This is a genomic window from Fluviicola chungangensis, from assembly GCF_007558725.1.
Lineage (GTDB): Bacteria > Bacteroidota > Bacteroidia > Flavobacteriales_D > Crocinitomicaceae > Fluviicola > Fluviicola chungangensis.
The window spans coordinates 284,483-301,564 of sequence record NZ_VLPL01000004.1; the positions used below are offsets into that span (position 1 = coordinate 284,483).

Sequence of the window (17,082 nt, forward strand, 5' to 3'; positions counted from 1 at the left end):
CTGGATCAAAAAATCACCTGGATTTCAATCGGCTTAAAGTTTCCTGTTTAATATCCAGGTAAGAAGCCAGAATTTTATTGGAGACACGCTGCACCACTTTCGGATTTTCCCTGATCAGCTGCTCGTACCGTTCTTTAGCAGACAAGGTTACCAAACTCTCGATTTTCCTGTTTTGAAATGAATACGCCATTTCCATGATTTTCAAATAGAAATTCTTCCACGCCGGAATTTCATCTGCCAGGCGGTAAAAATCGGTGCGACTGATTGCCAAAACTTCCGATTCTTCCAATGCATCGATGAATTCAAATGACGGTCTTTGAGAAATAAAGCTCGTCAAAGCGGTACCGATGGAAGGTTCCATCATGATATATCTTGTTTTTTCGTGACCTTCTTTGGTAATGAAATAAGTCCGTAGACACCCGCGATTAATAAAGTAAAACGTTTTGCACACCTCATCAGAAGCCAATAAAACAGTGTTCTTCTTAAAGATTCGCGTTTTAAAACAATTTTCAATCCGATCAAGTTCGTTCTCCTCAAAAGTGGAGAACATCTGGATTAATTGCCTCAAATTGTCTTTTGCCTCCATACAGTTACAGTTCTGTCAACAGATCTTCCCGGCGGATTATTTCAGTTTCTTCATCCCGATGTAATTGTAATTCTGGTTTTCAGAATCAACCACTGAGATTTCCAAAATGGTAAAATGCAGGATATTAATGCCGGGATTATCTGCCGTTACCAGGACAGTTGGATCTTTGGTTACAGCAGTACAAATCGCTTTGATCTGTCCGAAGGTTTTACGGTTCCCGTTGTAATCCGGTGTATTCACATTAATGAAGAAATCGGCATTTTCCTTTACTGACTTAATGGTAGTAAAATTCTTATAGTTGTCAAACAGGATCTTGGTATCACTTGCGTATTTCAATGCTTTGGAACCATATGCGTCGGGGTTATCAAAGATCTGGAATTCGCCTTTATCAAAAGCGTATTTATTCAGATAGACCGGTACACGAATGATGAAGGTGTCTTTTATACGCACTTCTTTCCTGGCAAGGTCCAGTTTTTTTACCCATTCTGTTTTTTCCTTTTCAAAACCTTCCGGGTTGAACTCAAATGCTTTTCCTTTGACCGGGTCAACGAATTTGCAATACTTCAGGGCATTGTCAGCAGAAGTTCCCTTACTGTAATCCAGGTTCAGTAAAAAGATGGTCCGATCATCCAGGAAATCCAATCCATTTGTTTGAAAGGGGCTTCTAAAAACAATCAGTTCTTTTGCCTGCAATGCTTTTTCAATGGGCACGTACAAGCTTAGGTTATTCGGTCCTTGTAATTCAAACACAACAGCATTTTTAAATTCAAAAGTGCAGTGTTCCCGAAAAGATAAGATATTTTTAATGATGCATTTTGATCCCGAGATCACGGAATCTAATTCGGTATATCCGCAAACGTTTTTCTTGTCCTTCACAAAGATCCCGATGTATTTCTTTTTGGTACTGAATACATTCTTTCCGGTTTCGCCAACAATGACCGTATCTCCTTTGGAATAGGTCTGTTTGGAAACGGTTGACTGGTATTTTTTCAATTTCTCCGCTTCCTGGGAAAAGAGTGTCTGGACTGAACCTACCAAAAGAAATATGAGTAGAAATGTATTGTGCATAATTTCAGGTTTTGTTTTACCGGACCTTTAAAACTGTATCAAAAATAAGGTATTAATTGAAATTAAAAAGCCAGACCATTTTGCCTTGTGTCTTTTGCCTTTGTTCATTCCACCGTTTCCACCAGTATCTCCAAGGAACCATCCGGCCAGGTATGCATGTTGGTGGTACTCCAACTTCGAACCGATTGGGGGAAATAAGGCTGAAGTTCTTCATTAAAGTCTTTTGTATTGACTTCTTTATACCGGTCATCATCCACCCAAAGCACATTGTTCACAATGGCCGGTCCGGTTACATCCAACAGCACTTCTCCCCTGCAGCCTTTGTTCTTATAAACAATGATCCGCGTACGGGCAGGAACGGCAATCCCGTCAAGTGTATGGTAGGTTGCTTTTCGGAGAATATGCCTGAGTTCATCATACTTCCCGGGTTTCAGGAAATTGGAAAAAGCATCCGTTGTATCCAGGGCTTCACTGGTTCCTTCTTGTGATGAAAACGCATCTGAGATCAAAGCACCTGTAAAATGCACCAAATGTTTACCATAGGTATTGGAAGATGCGAATTCTGCTGTTGCACGAAGAATTTCATCCTGTTTACGCCGTGCTTCTTCTTTTTGCTGCCTCGCACGGAGCGCTTCTGCTTCCAGTATGCGGTCTTTTGAATGACGGTCGTCCCGGTCTTTCAGAATTTCCTGGTACAGCATGATAGCGTTGTCGTATTTTCGCTGCAACATAAATTCATCTGCCCGGCTAATCAGGGTTTGAAAATCAGCTTCCGTTAAGACTTGTCTTTGTGCCGATCTGCTATTGGTTACTTCCTTCCGAATCGTTTGGATGACTTTTACAGCTTCGGACGTGCTGCTTTCACGTGTATCACGGATAATTACCGGATCATTCCGAAACATATCTTCTGTATCTGCGGGAGATCTCTGGGCGAATACAGTTGTTGAAAAACAAAGCATTCCCAAGATGGTCATTCTTTTTTTCATCCTTGATCTATTTTAAAGTGTTGTTATTTCCATAGAGCCTTTTATCCATGAATTCATATTCGTAACACTCCAGGTCCTCACAGACTGGGGGAATTTCTGCTGAAGCGGTAGAACGAACTCATGTGTTTGAACTTCTTCCGAAGCCGGAGCATTCTTTTTACTTGAATTATTGATAATTGCCGGACCCGTTACATCCACCAAAACAGTTCCCTTGAAATTCGGTTCGCTGTAAACAACCAAATGCATATTTGCCGGAACAGCAATTCCATCCAGTGTTTGATAATTGGAATATACCAGGTAATTATCAATCACAGGGTATTTACCGGGTTTTATAAAGTCGGAATACGGATCGTTGAAATAAGCCCGGGAAGACAAATCATCCACCCGCGTATCCGAAATCAGCAGACCGCTGAAGTGTACTTTTTGCCAACGTTCCTGGTCGGCCTTCACCTGTTCGATCTGGTCTTTCGGGTATTGCTGGTTGCTTTTGCCCAAAGCAGCCGTATAAGTTTCAATCGCCTCGGAGTAGTTTAATTGTGCATACAAACTGTCTGCTTTATCGACCAATAATTGGTATTCCTGTCTTTCTGCCCGTGCAATTTCTGCGTTGCACCGGGCAATCTGGTCACGAACATATTGTTCGGATTTTAATCGCAGCGCCGCATTATAGCGTTCACTTGCTTCACTATATTGACCCGCGGCAAACAGCTGATCGGCATGTGCTACGATACCCAAGTATTCTTCTTCGCGTCGCTCCAGTTCGTCTTTTTCTTTCTTGTACTCTATGGCTCGTACAACTTCTCTTCCCACGGTGGTTACCGCCCCAAAAATCTGTTGTGCACCGTATACTCCGATCTGGCCATAAGCTGTTGAAAAACCGAATAAAATGAACAAAAGTACCGTGTGTTTCATCGATTTAAAAAGAAAACGCATACACAAAATTGATGCCAAAATGACTACGGAATTAATCCCTAACTTAAAAAACTGATGAGGCCGGCTGGTTAGAAAATTATTTTAACTTTATCTCCCTCTAAAACCAAGATCATTAACACCGAATACCTTCTATATCTTACCGTATTACTGTCTGGAGTTGTATCCGCAGCAATCCTGTTATGGTGGTTGCGGAAGTTAGCGGCAAGGTTTCCACAAAAATGGAAGTCTTCGCCGGATCTAACGGATTTTAGCATGGGGGTTACTCTGCTCCTCATTTATCTTTCCATTGTATTTGCAGGTGAATTAATTGCAATCTTATTGGGGACAAAAGGTATTTACAACAGCTATATCATGAGCCTGAACTCTTCTTTATACACCCCATTTCTATACGGTTTTTTATTTCTTTATACACACACCACCTGGAAACGCTATTTTTACGTCTTTCTTTATTTTATTCTCTTAGGCTACTTCATTTCCGGGGGCTATTATCATCCGAGGTCGGTGTTGGGAGGCACTGCCATTCTGGTAATATACATTCCATTTTTTCTCGCCGCACTTGTTCATTTGACAGATTTGCTGCTTGACCCCAAAAACACTTGGTTTAAGTTTCGGTTAAGATTGAGCTTAAGCATGTTGTTTTTTTCAGTCGTTGCATTGATAATCCAATCTTTCGAATGGTATTATGAAGATAAGTATAGCTCAAGGCCAATGATTGTTTTTTACATCGCTTTGTCGAACAATATTTTATATTACTTTGCTTTGACAATCAACTTTCTAATGGAATGCATCAAACTTTACCGGAAACAACGACTCATGTAAACCATTGAACAACCATGCCTCTTCAATATTACATTTATTTTGCAGGACTGATACTGAGTGTGATTCTGGCGGCACTTTTGCTGTGGGAAAGTAACAGATCTGCCTCTAAACTTCCAGAAACGTGGAGAAAAACCCGGTCTTTCAAAAAGTTCCGTTTAAGCGTTTGCTTTTTGATGATCTACTTATTCCTGAACCTCGTTAGCGAGCTTGTCGCAACTTACCTGGCTTTCCATCAGATCTATAACAGTTTTGTATACAGTATCAGCCACACGTTGTACTTCCCATTCTTTTTGCTCTTTTTACAATGCTTTACATACACACGCTGGAAAAATTATGCTTATTTCATTTTATATGCAGTTGTTATTGTATACTATACTTTTGGAGGCTATTATCACCCCCGCTGTGTATTATCTTCTGAATCTTCCTTACTAACTAACGGCACTCATTTTCTTTCTATCATTTTTCTTTTGACTGATTTATTGGTGAGTCCCAAACGCGACTATTTCACATTCCAATTAAGAATCTGCCTCACCTTTATGATTTTCAGCATCTTTGCCGCTATATTAACATCTGCTCAATGGACAAATACTACTGACCACAAAATGTTTTCGGATCTTATTTTTTATTTGCATTATTTCAACTCAGTGGTTCTATATTATGTAATCTCAATGATTCTTTTGTTAGAAATCATAAAATTGAGCAGGAAGGAAGCAAAAAATGCTTAGAACTAAGCATATCCATTCTATCCGTTCCCGATACCTTTGACCTGAATAAAAACATTCACCGATTTACTTCATTTACCACCTTACCGAAATCAAGGACCGCAGGATAATCAGATTTTTCCTGCGGTTGTTTTGAGTCGTTCCACGCAGGCCGGAACCTCATCCAATTAAATATAAAAACCTATTTTAGATACATGGATCGTGTTATTTTAATCATCTTAACTGTCGTCATCCTGCTTCTGATTACATTCGGAATAGGGATTTACATTGTAATTACACGTCTTTACAAGCAACTTAGAAAAAGAGAAGCAGAAGCCATTGAATCCATTATTACGGCACAAGAGCGCGAACGGGCGACTATTTCAAGGGAAGTTCATGACAATTTAGGTCCCATGCTTTCGATCACCCAAATGCAGATCGGTTATTTGCAGGAACAAACAGAATTGAGTCCTCAAAAAGAATTATTAACCAAAATACAAAACCAGGTACGGGAAGCTATCCGTCAATGCCGGAATATTTCCCATATGATTTCTTCCGAAGTCAATTCAGCTAAATCTTTTCAAACTGTGCTCCGGGAACAAGTAGCATTCATTAATGAATATGGAAATATCTCTATCCAATTATCTATTCCTGAAAATTTTCCATCTATTGATCCCGACAAGGGAACTTCATTGATCCGGATATTCCAGGAACTGCTGGTCAACACGATACGCCACGCAGAAGCAACGGAAGTCTCCATACAAATGGAAACCAATCCCGAATATTTATTTTTCAGTTACCGGGATAATGGCAAAGGATTTCAACTGAAATCCATAACTACCGGGCTAGGAATCCAGAATATTACCAAACGCATTGAAATCATCGATGGAAAACAGCTTTGGAATGAGAAAAGTGGTGGGTCCGGTATGAATTTGCAAGTCATGATCCCCGTCAAAAAAATTGTTTTATGAAAATATTGATTGTTGATGATCATTTTGTTTTCCGGGAAGGAATTCACCTGCTTCTAAAACAATTTAATCCTGTTTTTGAGATCGTGGAAGCTTCCAATGGAAGGGAAGCACTTTCACTTATCCGAAGCAACCCGCCAGATGTTATTTTAATGGATTCGGAAATGCCGGAAATGAATGGCACCGAGTGCCTGAAGGAATTAAAACAAGGTGATTTTTCGTTTATTCCGGTTATCATGTTAACAATGCACGATCAATTGAATCACATGATACTGATGCACGATCTGGGTGCAAATGGCTACCTGACAAAGGATTCTTCCATCAAAGAGGTGGTACTTGCTATTGAAACTGTGACCCAGGGCGAAGAATATTATGCCGCCGTCATCCGAACTCCGTTCCTGAAAGAACTTAGTAAAAGAGAACATACTTTTTTCGATAAAACCAATAAGCTGACCGCCCGGGAGGTTGAGGTATTGCAAATGATTTGCCAGGAATTCTCCACGGAAGAAATTGCTGCTAACCTCTTTGTTTCACCACTTACGATCAACAATCACCGCAGAAGCCTGATCGCCAAGACAGGGGCAAAAAATGTAGCCGGACTGGTAATGTATGCGATTAAGAACGGATTGTTTGTGATCGAATAAGCAATGCACACCGATCAGTTTTTTTAAGTTGACCAAATTATCTTACTTTAGCGTAAATGCTTGAACCATGTATTTAAATCTCCGCTCTTCAAAAAAGCTGATCACACCGGTCATTTTCCTTATGCTGATCGTTCTTTCAGCTTGTAAAAAGAATAACCCGGACCCTGCGGATGAAACGATTTATGAAACAACCCAGGAATACAATCTGCAGAATGTTCCTTACGGAACAGACAGTCAGCAAAAAATGGATATCTACCTGCCTGCAAACCGGAATTCACAAACGAAAGTGTTTGTCCTGATCCATGGCGGCGGATGGAGTGGTGGTGACAAAGCGGATTTCACGTATTTGATGAACTCACTGAAAACGTATTATCCGGACCATGCAGTAATCAATATCAATTACCGCCTGGCAACACAATCAAGCCCGGCGTTCCCAAAACAGCTTGACGATATCCAGGCCGCACTGACGGAAATAAGTCTTCCCAAATACTCTGTTTCATCCAATTACTTTTTGTTCGGAGCTTCTGCCGGTGGGCACCTTTCACTGCTTTACTCCTACGGATATGACCCAAATCATTGTGTGAAAGGGATTTGCAATACTGTTGGTCCAAGTGATCTGACAGATCCAAATTACCTGGACAATCCGCTTTACAGTTCTATTTATCCGGTATTAATTAACGGAGGAGCTCAAAATCAGGCCGGAGTTGAAATGGTGAGCCCGGCACTTCGTGTGACATCTGATTCTCCCCCAACGATTTCTTTTTATGGAGATTCTGATCCATTGGTTCCTGCTACCCAAATGGCTCTTTTACACAACGCATTGAACGCAAAAGGAGTCTATAACCAGGCAACGATGTATCAGGGAGCAGGACACGGGAATTGGAACCAAACACAATCCAATGATTGTATCGCAAAGATTCTGGTATTTGTCAACACTTACTTCCCTTAAGAAACAACTCTTTTCTACTTCAAATCAGGAACTTAATCCTGTTTTGCTTGTCGTTCCCTTTTATATTCTTTACAGAAATAATTAAATTGTGCCGTGTTTAAGTTTTTTGTTATAAATCAATCAGTCCTTGCTTTAGCTATCCTTTCGGCAATAATATTAATATATCATTTCAAAAAGTCGGTGAAGGATTTACCCCGAGACTGGAAAGAAGCAGCCTTTATAAGAAGTTTCAAGTTGAGTGTTTTATTTTTGACACTTTACCTCACCATTATTTTTATTGGGGAAGAAATTGCAGTTCCCATGGCGCATAGGGGGATTTATAATTGTTATGTAATCATCAGCAACTATTCTTTGCACATTCCTTTATTATTTGCATTCTTATTTATTAACACCTCAAATATCTGGAAAAAATATTCTTACGTCTTATTGTATTTGATTCTCGTTACCCATTTCCTTTGGATGGATTACTTTGACCCAAATTCAGTTTTAAGTATCAATACTTCCAGGATGATAGACATCGTTATTTTCATAGCAACCCTCCTGCACCTAACAGACATCCTTATCAATCCGAAATCAGATAATATAAAGTTTCAGCTAAAAATAGACTTAAGCATATTGGCTTATTTTCTTCTATCCAATATTACCAACGCCTTTAATATCCATGGGGCAGATCCTAATGAGCTGCTCTATCTGATGAATTGTCTGATAACCATACTTTACTATTCTTTTTTTTGCTTGATATTCACTACTGAGATCATTAAACTGAGGCGGGGATAATAACTACTAAACACAATCAGTTTATAACCGTACACAAAGTTTATAGCATACTTCTATTAGCCATAACTTCAGTAGAGATAGTTTTAACATTTGAAAAGAAGCGCAAAACTTTATCGCACCTGTATGAAATACCAATTTAAAATTGCCCGTACGGTGGAACCCGAAATAGATTCATCAGAAAGAGGTGGGAAAAATGAATAAGCTCCCGGAGACATTTTTTCACTTTGCAATACCGCAATCTTTGGATGAATGAATTCATCATTAATCTGATTTATGTGGTATAAGATCAAGGTTGATTTATCTTCCGAACCAATGGATAAAAAATCAGCCTCGCTTTCCTTTTTCACAAACCAATAATAGGTTTCCCCTTCAAAAACAATTTTCCGCTTTCCTTTTTTGTTGATCATTAATTATCAAAAAAAACGTCCCGGTTGGCCGGGACGAGTATCATCAATTAAAATTCACCGGTTTATCATTTGGTTTCGGGTCCCAGCAACCTTCGTATTTGAAGGTTAGTTTTCCGTAATAATCGGAAGAGTAGAAAGCCACCCGGTCCAAAGTCGCATCGACTTCGCTTTTGTCCAGGTTATCCGCTTCACGCAGGCAAAGCACATACGTCCAATCAGCCTTGATGCTGATCCAAGATCCATACAAGGTATGATTAATCTCCAGGCAATTCTTAAAGAAAGCTTCCTGGTTCCTGTCAGGGATGCGCAACAAAGGGCTCATGACCTGGAAATAATACTTATCGGGATTTTGTGGAAAGTTAAATACATCAATCCACACGGTTGAACCTTTATAGGTCAAATTCCATTGTCCGGGTTTTTCGCCTCGGCATAATCCCGGATCCACTCCCAATTCAGCAAGACTCTGCTCAATCAGGAAACATACTGAGTCAAAATTCATGCTGGAAAAATAGTAAAAAAAGTGTTTTGAGTCAAATGGATTTTAGGATGTTCGGATATGGATCTTTAAAGGGCCAAGGAGGGACATCGAGAGTCGAAAATCTTGGCTGGATTATCTTTTTTTTGGATCTGAATCTTTGATATTTTCCATATTTCAGCTCATTTATCCGTATGTTTAGGTTTCAAAACCCTGAAAGACAATGAATCCGAAAAAAGCTCCGTGGTATTTTTTATTGCTGCTTATTTTAGCCGGCGAATCGGTGTTTATCCTTCCTTTTGTTTTGTCGCGGGTTTTCAGACCGATCGTCCTGGAAGCCTTTGATCTGAATAATCTGCAACTCGGCATCTGTTTTTCGATTTACGGGATCGTTGCATTAGGATCCTATCTCCTGGGAGGTCCGCTGGCAGATCGATTTGCTCCCCGGAAGCTGATTGCGGTTGCTCTTTGGATGACTGCACTGGGTGGATTTGTCTATGCAACATTTCCCGGCTTCACGATCCTAAAATTCCTCTATGGTTATTGGGGCTTCACTACGATCTTTTTATTTTGGGCACCCATGATCAAGGCAACCCGGGTTTGGGGAGGAAAAACTTCGCAAGGAAAAGCCTTTGGTTTCCTGGATGGAGGACGCGGTTTAGTTGGAGCATTGTTCGGCACCATAGGTCTACTTGTTTTTTCACTTTTCCTGCATTCGAAACTTTCCGAGGCAACGGTTCCCGAAAGTAAAATGGCTTTCAGACAGGTTATCCTGATTTCTTCGTTTATGATTATTTTGGTTGGGATCCTCGTCTGGTTTTTTATGAAACTGGCCCCACAAACAGAGGAAGAACTCAAGGTGCATAAGATTACCTTCCCGCAGATCAAGCGTGTATTGCGCCTTCCGGCAGTTTGGCTGTTGATGGTCATTATTTTGTGTGCTTACGTGGGGTATAAAATCACCGACGTATTTTCATTGTATGCCCGGGATGTGATGCATCACAACCGAGTCGAATCCGCACAAATCGGTACTTTTTTATTATTTGTGCGTCCCCTGATCGGGATTGTAATCGGAATACTGGCGGATCGCTGGCAAACCACGGCCTTATTGTTTGTGAGTTTTATTGTTTCGTTTTCGGGTGCTTTGTTATTTGCTATGGGATTTGTTTCCGGCTCCTCCACCCTTTTATTCCTGGTTTCCATCCTGATAGTAGTAACGGGTGTGTATGCTGCTCGCTGCCTGTATTTTGCAGTGATGGAAAAAGGCAGTATCCCGCTTGAACTTACGGGAACTGCTGTCGGGGTAATTTCATTGATCGGGTTTACACCGGATATTTTTGCCGGTCCGGCAATGGGAATATTATTGGATGATTCCAAAGGAATTTCAGGACATCAGCAGGTGTTTTGGATGCTGGCGGTTTTTTCGCTGATCGGAGGGATGGCGGCTTGGTGGTATTTTAAATTGGATCGTTCTTCCAGATAGCAATCGGGATTAGCCCCGTAATCAAAGAGTTGAAAATCCGTTCTTTTTCACCGCCTGTACCCAACGTGCAAACATCCTAGCTGTTTTCAATGATCAAAAGCCTATGACTTTTTCTTCTTTTTCGGGACTTTTGCTCCCTCTTCACGCGCTTCGGAAAGCCCGATAGCAATGGCCTGTTTTTTACTGGTTACTTTCTTTCCCGAACCACTTTTCAACTTTCCTTCTTTCATTTCATGCATGGCTTTTTCCACCTTTTCGCCTGCTTTTTTACTGTATTTTGCCATTTTCCCAGGTATTAAGATTACACAATACTATCAGAATATCAAGACTTTGACTCAGTGTTAGAATAAGAAACCACAAAGGAATAAAAGGAGTCCCAAAATGATCATGCTAACAGCAAGTAACAGGGTCCATTTCAGGAAAGAAATGACCAATTCAAAGTTGTGTTCCTCCTCCCCTTCCGTGAGTTCTTTTAACACTTTCCTGAAGCGAAAAATAAACCGGATAATGGGAAAACTCTTTTTTTCATATCCTTTCTTTTCCTGTTGTTCGTGAATGACCGCCACGATCTTATAATACGAAAAAATAAAGATGGCAGTATTCAAAACCAGACCAGTCACCATCAAACAAATTCCAATCCACTGTACCGCATTTATTTCAAACTCCATACTCTTAAAGTTAGGGGGGATTTCTGCCAAAAACAAAAAACCAAAACATTTGTAAAATCGGGGAAAATGGATGTAAATGGTGGTGTCTCATTGATGAACATGAGAAATACAATGGAGCTTTGTACCGCAAAGCGCGACGTAATATTGCGTTATTACGTCAGAAAAGAAAAACAGGTGATTTTCGCACTGTAAAAACACCGAATCCTTCCACCGGGCCCGGTTCGGTACAATCAAGTACCCATCCGCCAATTTATCCTAAATGATCATAAAAGACTTTTTCCCCGGAACAGAATGCCTTAACTTTAAAGATGTCCCGATCCGCTTAAGTCTATTTTGAAGATTGGTAATCAATAAATAAAGGAAAGATGGAAACAGATAACAGCATGCACGAATTCAAGGACAGACCCGATAAAGGCGAAGGAAGCGATCACGATTCTATGAAAACACTGTCCTCCACTACACGTAAACTCTCGCATGAAGGGTATGTGACCCAATTTAAGGCCTTGAAAAACGGAATAAAATCATTGGAAACCCATGAGGTCTATTCACCCGAAGAAGTCAAGATCATCAATTTTTACCGCTTTGAAGGAGAATCTGATCCTTCAGACAATGCGATCTTATATGTAGTGGAAACGAGCCGGGGTGAAAAAGGAACACTGACGGACGCCTATGGGGTTTATACGGATCAGAAAGTTTCGGAATTCGTGCAGCAGGTAGAAGAAATTACCAAGGCAAATACCAATCCTCCCATTGACGGAAGACCCGAAGACCAGGAAGCCGGTTGAGAGGAAAAGAACGAATGCAACTGATAAGAGAGGGACTTAAATAAAGTTCCTTTTTTTTGTTTTTTACATCTTGCTTTTGTAACTTACTACAGATTCACTATCATTTTATCTCATAGCTCACACGCTTAGGCTGTACCTGATATTTCTTTATTAAGGTTCATCATAAAAATCCGAGTTATGAAAAAAAAACTATTTCTTTTAATCATCATTGCTGTTAGTGGCATTACCCAATTGACAGCACAGGTTAAGATCGGGGACAATCCCAACACGATCAATGCAAATTCCATGCTTGAACTGGAAAGTACCAATAAGGGTTTCTTACCTCCCAGGGTACAGCTGAACAGTTTGACGGCCACAGCACCAATGACTGCAACTGTCGCTGAGGGGACTTTGGTTTACAGCGATGGCGGCACACTTCCGGATGGATATTACTATTGGAATTCTTCGCGCTGGGTCATGATCCGCGTTGCCCGGGACAATTACGTACTGGTGAAATCCGCAGCAGATTTACCTGCCCCGGTAGCAGGTGTGATTACACTGGTAGCCGGAACCGAATACGAAATTAACGGAACCATTTCCCTTGCAAGTTCCATTAACCTGAATGGTTGTACTGTTAAAGGTGATGATTCCGGTAACGACAAACTCATTTATACCGGAACAGGTTCCTTATTTACCGGTGACAAAACCGGGAACATCCGTTACCTGACATTGAACGCGGCTTCCGGAAGTGTATTTGGAATCAATGCTTTGGGCGCAACCGTCAATTTGCTTGTACAGAACTGTTTTTTCCTCGGAAGCAGCAGTGTGGGTACGATCTCAGGCGTAGGCGGAACGGTTTTCTTTTCCACGGTTGCTTATTTTTCCAATACAAACGGGATTACCTTTCAAAATGACAACAATGTGGTACTCAACAATACGCTTTGGGATGCTTCCAATTCCAACACCTATGAACGGTTTATAGGTACGTTTAATGTGATCCAGTTACTGGGAGGTGACCGCTTAACCACTTCCGCAAACTCAGCCAAGGCTCTTGACATCAGCGGGATTACCGGTATCACTGTGGGATCCGCCAAGGTAATCATGTTTGTGGGTACGGGAACGTATGTAGTAGGAACCTTTTCCAATGCATGGGAAGTGGAGGCTTCCGGCTTGAATACACAGAAGGACGAAGTTGCGGGTGGGAACATCTACATCACCACACCTGTTGCAACCACGTTCTCAGCTAGCAATACCCCTGTAAAAGTACTGGGAACGACTACTTCGGCAGGTCTTTTCCGCGTTACGAATCCGGCAAACAACCGGCTTACTTATAACGGAAGTAAAACTCGTGCGTTTTTTGTATCGGGTGCGTTGAGTATTACACAACCCAACAGCAACCGGTTTTTCTCCTTCTACATTGCAAAAAACGGCGTGATTATTCCTGAATCCCGCCAGGACATTAAGGTGGTAAACAGTACCGACCAGGTCTCTTTACCGCTCTCCTGCCGGGTAACACTGGCGCCGGGCGATTATATTGAAGTGTGGGTGGCAAACCAGACGGCAACGACTGATATCACTGTCCAGACATTGAATCTATCCATACAATAAACCATGGTTATGAGACAGTTTATTATCATCGGTATCCTCTTTCTTGCCTGGACCCCGGAAATTCGGGCACAGGTTACGAATTCAGGAAATCTCCGAACGTTTACAGGTGCCACCATGACTATATACGGCGATGTGACCAACAATGGAACCGTTTCTGATTCCGGCGCACTGATCACCCTGGCAGGATCTAACCTGCAAACCATTGGAGGCAGTGTTGTGATGACCCTGAACAACCTGACGCTGAACAACACAAGCGCAAGTGGAATTAACCTGACACAGGCATTGAATGTACGGGGAACCATGACCTTTACAGACGGTTACTTGAATACAACAGCTGGCAATATCCTGACGATGACCAGTACTTCTGCTGTCAGCGGAGTGAGTAACAACAGCTTCGTTTCGGGTCCGGTGGTTAAAACCGGAAATACAGCTTTTGTTTTCCCTGTCGGAAAAAACGTAGTCTATGCACCGATAGCTATTGCTGCTCCGGCCGTTGTCACGGATCAGTTCACTGCCGAATATTTCCAGGTATCGCCGAATGCACTTTACAGCACCTCGAGCCTTGAACCGGCCCTTCATCACGTTTCGGAGTGTGAATATTGGATGCTCAATCGCACAACCGGTACTTCCGACGTGGCGGTTACGTTGAGTTGGGATACCCGAAGCTGTGGTGTCACTGTCCCAACGGATTTGCGTGTAGCGCGCTGGGACGGAGCGCAATGGACCGATAAGGGAAACGGAGGAACAACAGGTACAAGCGCTACCGGAACAGTGATTTCATCAGCGGCCGTTACGGGTTTCGGACCGTTCACGCTCGCTTCTTCTACAGCATCCAATCCATTACCGGTAGCACTCAGTTGGTTTGCAGCACAATGTGAAAACAAACAGGCTATTCTGCGCTGGAATACGGAAAGTGAACTTCAAAACGACTTTTTCACCATTGAAAGCAGTTGGAATGCACTCGACTGGCACTATGCCGCAACGATTGACGGTGCAGGCACCAGCACTGCTCCAACGACCTATTCCTGGACAGATACTTCGGGATCAGACAGAAGTAAGTATTATCGTTTATCACAAACGGATCTGAACGGTGAAAAAACGATTCACGGTATCATCTACCTGAAAAGTTGTCTTTCTGCACCGGAAAATACACTCAGTATTTATCCCAACCCGGCACGAAGCAGTGTATACCTTCTTACGGAAGAAACTATCACGGATGTGATTGTTATGGATGCGGAAGGAAAAGTCCTTGAAAATGCCGGTGTCGATCTGGAAAATAAACAGGTGGATTTCAGTGCATTTCCGAATGGGGTTTATTACTTAAAAATCGTAACTAAAACCAAGCACTTCAATGAAAAAGTGGTCCTTGTAAGGGACTGATCCATGAAGTGTGACTAACAATAGCGCAGGCTGTTTTTCATTAACGTGGAAGCAGCCTGTTTTTTAGTTGAAAACAGCAATTTTGTCAGTTATCCTGAAAAAATATCAGTTCAAACACACTGGCATTTTATTTGCGGAAAAACTCATTATAAGGCATTTAGCCTTTCGTGTTCTTTAATTATTTTGTTTAACTTAAAAAAGTAAGGTTATGAATCCAGTAAAAAGGAACGGGAACAGATTCCCGGTATTTCCCTCGATGTTCGACGATTTTTTTAGTCGTGAACTGTTGAACTGGGGGAACAACAATTATTCTTCAACAAGTACAACTATGCCGTCGGTAAATATCCGCGAGACAAGCAACAATTATGAAGTCGAAGTTGCGGCACCGGGTATGGACAAAAAGGATTTTAAGATCACACTTGACGGTAACCTGCTAACGATTTCTTCCTCTAAGCAACAAAGCAGTGAAGAGGTGGAAGACCGTTATACACGCAGGGAGTTCAGCTACCAGTCTTTCCAGCGAAGTTTTGAGCTTCCAAGGGATGTTGTCGACCAGGAGAACATCAATGCCCGTTATGAAAATGGACTTTTGCACCTGTCTATTCCCAAAAAAGAGGAAGCAAAAAAGAAAGCTCCAAAGCAGATCGAAATCTCATGATCATCGCTTGAAATTTTTCCCGAATGGCTGTCTTTTCAGACAGCCATTTTTGTGCGCCGGTCAGGAAAGCTCCGGCTCTTTTTCTTTACAAGATTTTGCAACGTTTCACCGACCAAAAGCATTACTCCAGGGATTAAGTCCGGAATTATTCATGGAGCGCCAGTAAGGGAACATTCGTTTGGAACGCCAGCTTTTTCGTATTCGGTTCGTGAAAAAGAGAATAGAAAAACGAGTGTTTCCTTGGAATAATGACAGCCATATTGATTGCCTTGTCCTCCACAAATTGGCTGACTGCAGATGCAACATCGTCATGAGCAAGTGTATGCTCCGTGTAAGGAATATCTTCCAGCGCACGCATCACCTGAAGACCCGTTACGATTCCTTCTTCAAGTTTCACCACCGGTTCGACCACGTAGAGTACATACAAATGTGCCTGGAAGATGGCAATCAGATCCTTCAGCGGTTTGAGTATCTTCTTATAATCTGCATCCTGATGATCGGTCGCCAAAACAATCCGGTCCAGTCCATGGAATTTCACTTCTTTACCAATGCCCATTACCGGGCAAACAGATTCCCGCATCAATGAAGTAGCAGTGCTTCCTATTATTTTTTCGGAAACAAAACCACCGCCCTGCATTCCCATAATGATTAAATCCACGTGGTGTTTTTCAGCGAATGCATTCACGGTATCAATCACCGTCCCTGGTTGACAATGACATGTCACCTTCAATTCCTTACCAAACTGCTGATGAATTTTTTCACGCATGATTTCCAGCCGTTTCAGATTTTCTTCAACCAGTTCGTCACTCGACGGAACCCAAATGTACGGATCCGTTGATACAAATGCATAGTCATAGACGTTAAGTAAGTGGATGTGAAGTTTCGCTTTTTGAGCAAACTTCAACGCATAATCCAGTGCATTATCACATGCCTGCGAAAAATCGACCGGTACCAACATTGTTTTCATAAGCTATTACAATAAGAGATTAATATAAATGTCCCAACAAATGCACGGAAGTTTCTTCATTTCTACAGTAAGGCTGAAGACGGGCCTCCGATACGTTTACTTAGACAAAAGTAGTTCTCTATCCCTTCCCGTTTTTTGACATCCATCATATAACCTTATGATCTTCATTCATTTAGTTCCATTGACATGTATCAGTATATTCTTTGACAAACATCATTTTTATCCATTCATCCAATCCCTT

17 protein-coding genes are annotated in these 17,082 nt (G+C 41.6%); 8 read left to right on the forward strand and 9 right to left on the reverse strand.

Annotation, left to right across the window (positions count from 1 at the left end):
• Positions 1–13 precede the first annotated feature (13 nt).
• From FO442_RS10070 to FO442_RS10085, 4 genes are all read right to left on the reverse strand, one after another.
• The gene (locus FO442_RS10070) at positions 14–586 is read right to left on the reverse strand and encodes a Crp/Fnr family transcriptional regulator (RefSeq protein WP_144333047.1); all 573 of its coding nucleotides are present in this window, start codon (positions 584–586) and stop codon (positions 14–16) included.
• Between the two features lie 36 nt (positions 587–622).
• A complete protein-coding gene (locus FO442_RS10075) occupies positions 623–1,654 on the reverse strand; it encodes a DUF4852 domain-containing protein (RefSeq protein ID WP_144333048.1) in 1,032 nt (343 codons plus the stop codon).
• A 104-nt stretch (positions 1,655–1,758) separates the two neighbouring features.
• Positions 1,759–2,640, reverse strand: coding sequence for a hypothetical protein (locus FO442_RS10080; protein ID WP_144333050.1), 882 nt, complete (start codon positions 2,638–2,640; stop codon positions 1,759–1,761).
• 12 nt (positions 2,641–2,652) lie between these two features.
• Positions 2,653–3,552, reverse strand: a complete 900-nt coding sequence (locus FO442_RS10085) for a hypothetical protein (RefSeq protein ID WP_144333052.1) — start codon at positions 3,550–3,552, stop codon at positions 2,653–2,655.
• Between the two features lie 1,756 nt (positions 3,553–5,308).
• Between FO442_RS10085 and FO442_RS10090 the strand changes: the two genes are divergently transcribed.
• The 3 genes from FO442_RS10090 (at position 5,309) to FO442_RS10100 (ending at position 7,654) form a co-directional block, all read left to right on the forward strand.
• Positions 5,309–6,064, forward strand: coding sequence for a sensor histidine kinase (locus FO442_RS10090; RefSeq protein ID WP_144333053.1), 756 nt, complete (start codon positions 5,309–5,311; stop codon positions 6,062–6,064).
• The gene (locus tag FO442_RS10095; RefSeq protein ID WP_144333055.1) at positions 6,061–6,705 is read left to right on the forward strand and encodes a response regulator transcription factor; all 645 of its coding nucleotides are present in this window, start codon (positions 6,061–6,063) and stop codon (positions 6,703–6,705) included. The genes FO442_RS10090 and FO442_RS10095 overlap by 4 nt, the downstream gene beginning before the upstream one ends.
• A gap of 67 nt (positions 6,706–6,772) precedes the next feature.
• Positions 6,773–7,654, forward strand: a complete 882-nt coding sequence (locus tag FO442_RS10100) for an alpha/beta hydrolase (protein ID WP_144333057.1) — start codon at positions 6,773–6,775, stop codon at positions 7,652–7,654.
• An 887-nt stretch (positions 7,655–8,541) separates the two neighbouring features.
• On the opposite strand, the gene FO442_RS10105 is transcribed toward FO442_RS10100, so the two are convergent.
• Positions 8,542–8,838: a hypothetical protein gene (locus FO442_RS10105; protein ID WP_144333059.1), complete on the reverse strand. Its 297-nt coding sequence runs from the start codon at positions 8,836–8,838 to the stop codon at positions 8,542–8,544.
• 43 nt (positions 8,839–8,881) lie between these two features.
• Positions 8,882–9,337, reverse strand: a complete 456-nt coding sequence (locus FO442_RS10110; RefSeq protein WP_144333061.1) for a YbjN domain-containing protein — start codon at positions 9,335–9,337, stop codon at positions 8,882–8,884.
• Between the two features lie 199 nt (positions 9,338–9,536).
• On the opposite strand from FO442_RS10110, the gene FO442_RS10115 reads away from it, so the two are divergent.
• Positions 9,537–10,796 carry an MFS transporter gene (locus FO442_RS10115; protein WP_144333063.1) on the forward strand — a complete coding sequence of 420 codons (1,260 nt, stop codon included), beginning with the start codon at positions 9,537–9,539 and terminating at the stop codon, positions 10,794–10,796.
• A 101-nt stretch (positions 10,797–10,897) separates the two neighbouring features.
• On the opposite strand, the gene FO442_RS10120 is transcribed toward FO442_RS10115, so the two are convergent.
• Both FO442_RS10120 and FO442_RS10125 read right to left on the reverse strand, forming a co-directional pair.
• Entirely contained in the window at positions 10,898–11,080 is a 183-nt protein-coding gene (locus FO442_RS10120) for a DUF6496 domain-containing protein (protein WP_144333065.1), read from the reverse strand.
• A 57-nt stretch (positions 11,081–11,137) separates the two neighbouring features.
• Positions 11,138–11,464 carry a hypothetical protein gene (locus FO442_RS10125; RefSeq protein WP_144333066.1) on the reverse strand — a complete coding sequence of 109 codons (327 nt, stop codon included), beginning with the start codon at positions 11,462–11,464 and terminating at the stop codon, positions 11,138–11,140.
• A 365-nt stretch (positions 11,465–11,829) separates the two neighbouring features.
• Between FO442_RS10125 and FO442_RS10130 the strand changes: the two genes are divergently transcribed.
• From FO442_RS10130 to FO442_RS10145, 4 genes are all read left to right on the forward strand, one after another.
• Complete coding sequence (locus tag FO442_RS10130; RefSeq protein ID WP_246073838.1) at positions 11,830–12,249, forward strand: hypothetical protein; 420 nt, start codon at positions 11,830–11,832, stop codon at positions 12,247–12,249.
• A 177-nt stretch (positions 12,250–12,426) separates the two neighbouring features.
• On the forward strand, positions 12,427–13,836 hold the full coding sequence (locus FO442_RS10135) for an autotransporter outer membrane beta-barrel domain-containing protein (protein WP_144333067.1): 1,410 nt from the start codon (positions 12,427–12,429) through the stop codon (positions 13,834–13,836).
• Positions 13,837–13,845: 9 nt separating this feature from the next.
• A complete protein-coding gene (locus FO442_RS10140; protein ID WP_186280039.1) occupies positions 13,846–15,216 on the forward strand; it encodes a T9SS type A sorting domain-containing protein in 1,371 nt (456 codons plus the stop codon).
• 208 nt (positions 15,217–15,424) lie between these two features.
• Positions 15,425–15,874 (forward strand): Hsp20/alpha crystallin family protein, encoded by a 450-nt coding sequence (locus FO442_RS10145; RefSeq protein ID WP_144333069.1) that lies wholly within the window; start codon positions 15,425–15,427, stop codon positions 15,872–15,874.
• 145 nt (positions 15,875–16,019) lie between these two features.
• Here FO442_RS10145 and FO442_RS10150 read toward each other — a convergent pair whose 3' ends face one another.
• A complete protein-coding gene (locus FO442_RS10150; RefSeq protein ID WP_144333070.1) occupies positions 16,020–16,841 on the reverse strand; it encodes a universal stress protein in 822 nt (273 codons plus the stop codon).
• Positions 16,842–17,082 lie beyond the last annotated feature (241 nt).

Excerpts from the sequence above, each read along its gene's own strand:
- FO442_RS10150 (WP_144333070.1), bottom strand. The coding sequence starts at position 16,841 with ATGAAAACAATGTTGGTACCGGTCGATTTTTCGCAGGCATGTGATAAT.
- FO442_RS10110 (WP_144333061.1), bottom strand. The coding sequence starts at position 9,337 with ATGAATTTTGACTCAGTATGTTTCCTGATTGAGCAGAGTCTTGCTGAA.
- FO442_RS10120 (WP_144333065.1), bottom strand. The coding sequence starts at position 11,080 with ATGGCAAAATACAGTAAAAAAGCAGGCGAAAAGGTGGAAAAAGCCATG.
- FO442_RS10125 (WP_144333066.1), bottom strand. The coding sequence starts at position 11,464 with ATGGAGTTTGAAATAAATGCGGTACAGTGGATTGGAATTTGTTTGATG.
- FO442_RS10145 (WP_144333069.1), top strand. The coding sequence starts at position 15,425 with ATGAATCCAGTAAAAAGGAACGGGAACAGATTCCCGGTATTTCCCTCG.
- FO442_RS10095 (WP_144333055.1), top strand. The coding sequence starts at position 6,061 with ATGAAAATATTGATTGTTGATGATCATTTTGTTTTCCGGGAAGGAATT.
- FO442_RS10135 (WP_144333067.1), top strand. The coding sequence starts at position 12,427 with ATGAAAAAAAAACTATTTCTTTTAATCATCATTGCTGTTAGTGGCATT.
- FO442_RS10140 (WP_186280039.1), top strand. The coding sequence starts at position 13,846 with ATGAGACAGTTTATTATCATCGGTATCCTCTTTCTTGCCTGGACCCCG.
- FO442_RS10130 (WP_246073838.1), top strand. The coding sequence starts at position 11,830 with ATGGAAACAGATAACAGCATGCACGAATTCAAGGACAGACCCGATAAA.
- FO442_RS10100 (WP_144333057.1), top strand. The coding sequence starts at position 6,773 with ATGTATTTAAATCTCCGCTCTTCAAAAAAGCTGATCACACCGGTCATT.
- FO442_RS10070 (WP_144333047.1), bottom strand. The coding sequence starts at position 586 with ATGGAGGCAAAAGACAATTTGAGGCAATTAATCCAGATGTTCTCCACT.
- FO442_RS10105 (WP_144333059.1), bottom strand. The coding sequence starts at position 8,838 with ATGATCAACAAAAAAGGAAAGCGGAAAATTGTTTTTGAAGGGGAAACC.
- FO442_RS10085 (WP_144333052.1), bottom strand. The coding sequence starts at position 3,552 with ATGAAACACACGGTACTTTTGTTCATTTTATTCGGTTTTTCAACAGCT.
- FO442_RS10115 (WP_144333063.1), top strand. The coding sequence starts at position 9,537 with ATGAATCCGAAAAAAGCTCCGTGGTATTTTTTATTGCTGCTTATTTTA.
- FO442_RS10075 (WP_144333048.1), bottom strand. The coding sequence starts at position 1,654 with ATGCACAATACATTTCTACTCATATTTCTTTTGGTAGGTTCAGTCCAG.
- FO442_RS10080 (WP_144333050.1), bottom strand. The coding sequence starts at position 2,640 with ATGAAAAAAAGAATGACCATCTTGGGAATGCTTTGTTTTTCAACAACT.
- FO442_RS10090 (WP_144333053.1), top strand. The coding sequence starts at position 5,309 with ATGGATCGTGTTATTTTAATCATCTTAACTGTCGTCATCCTGCTTCTG.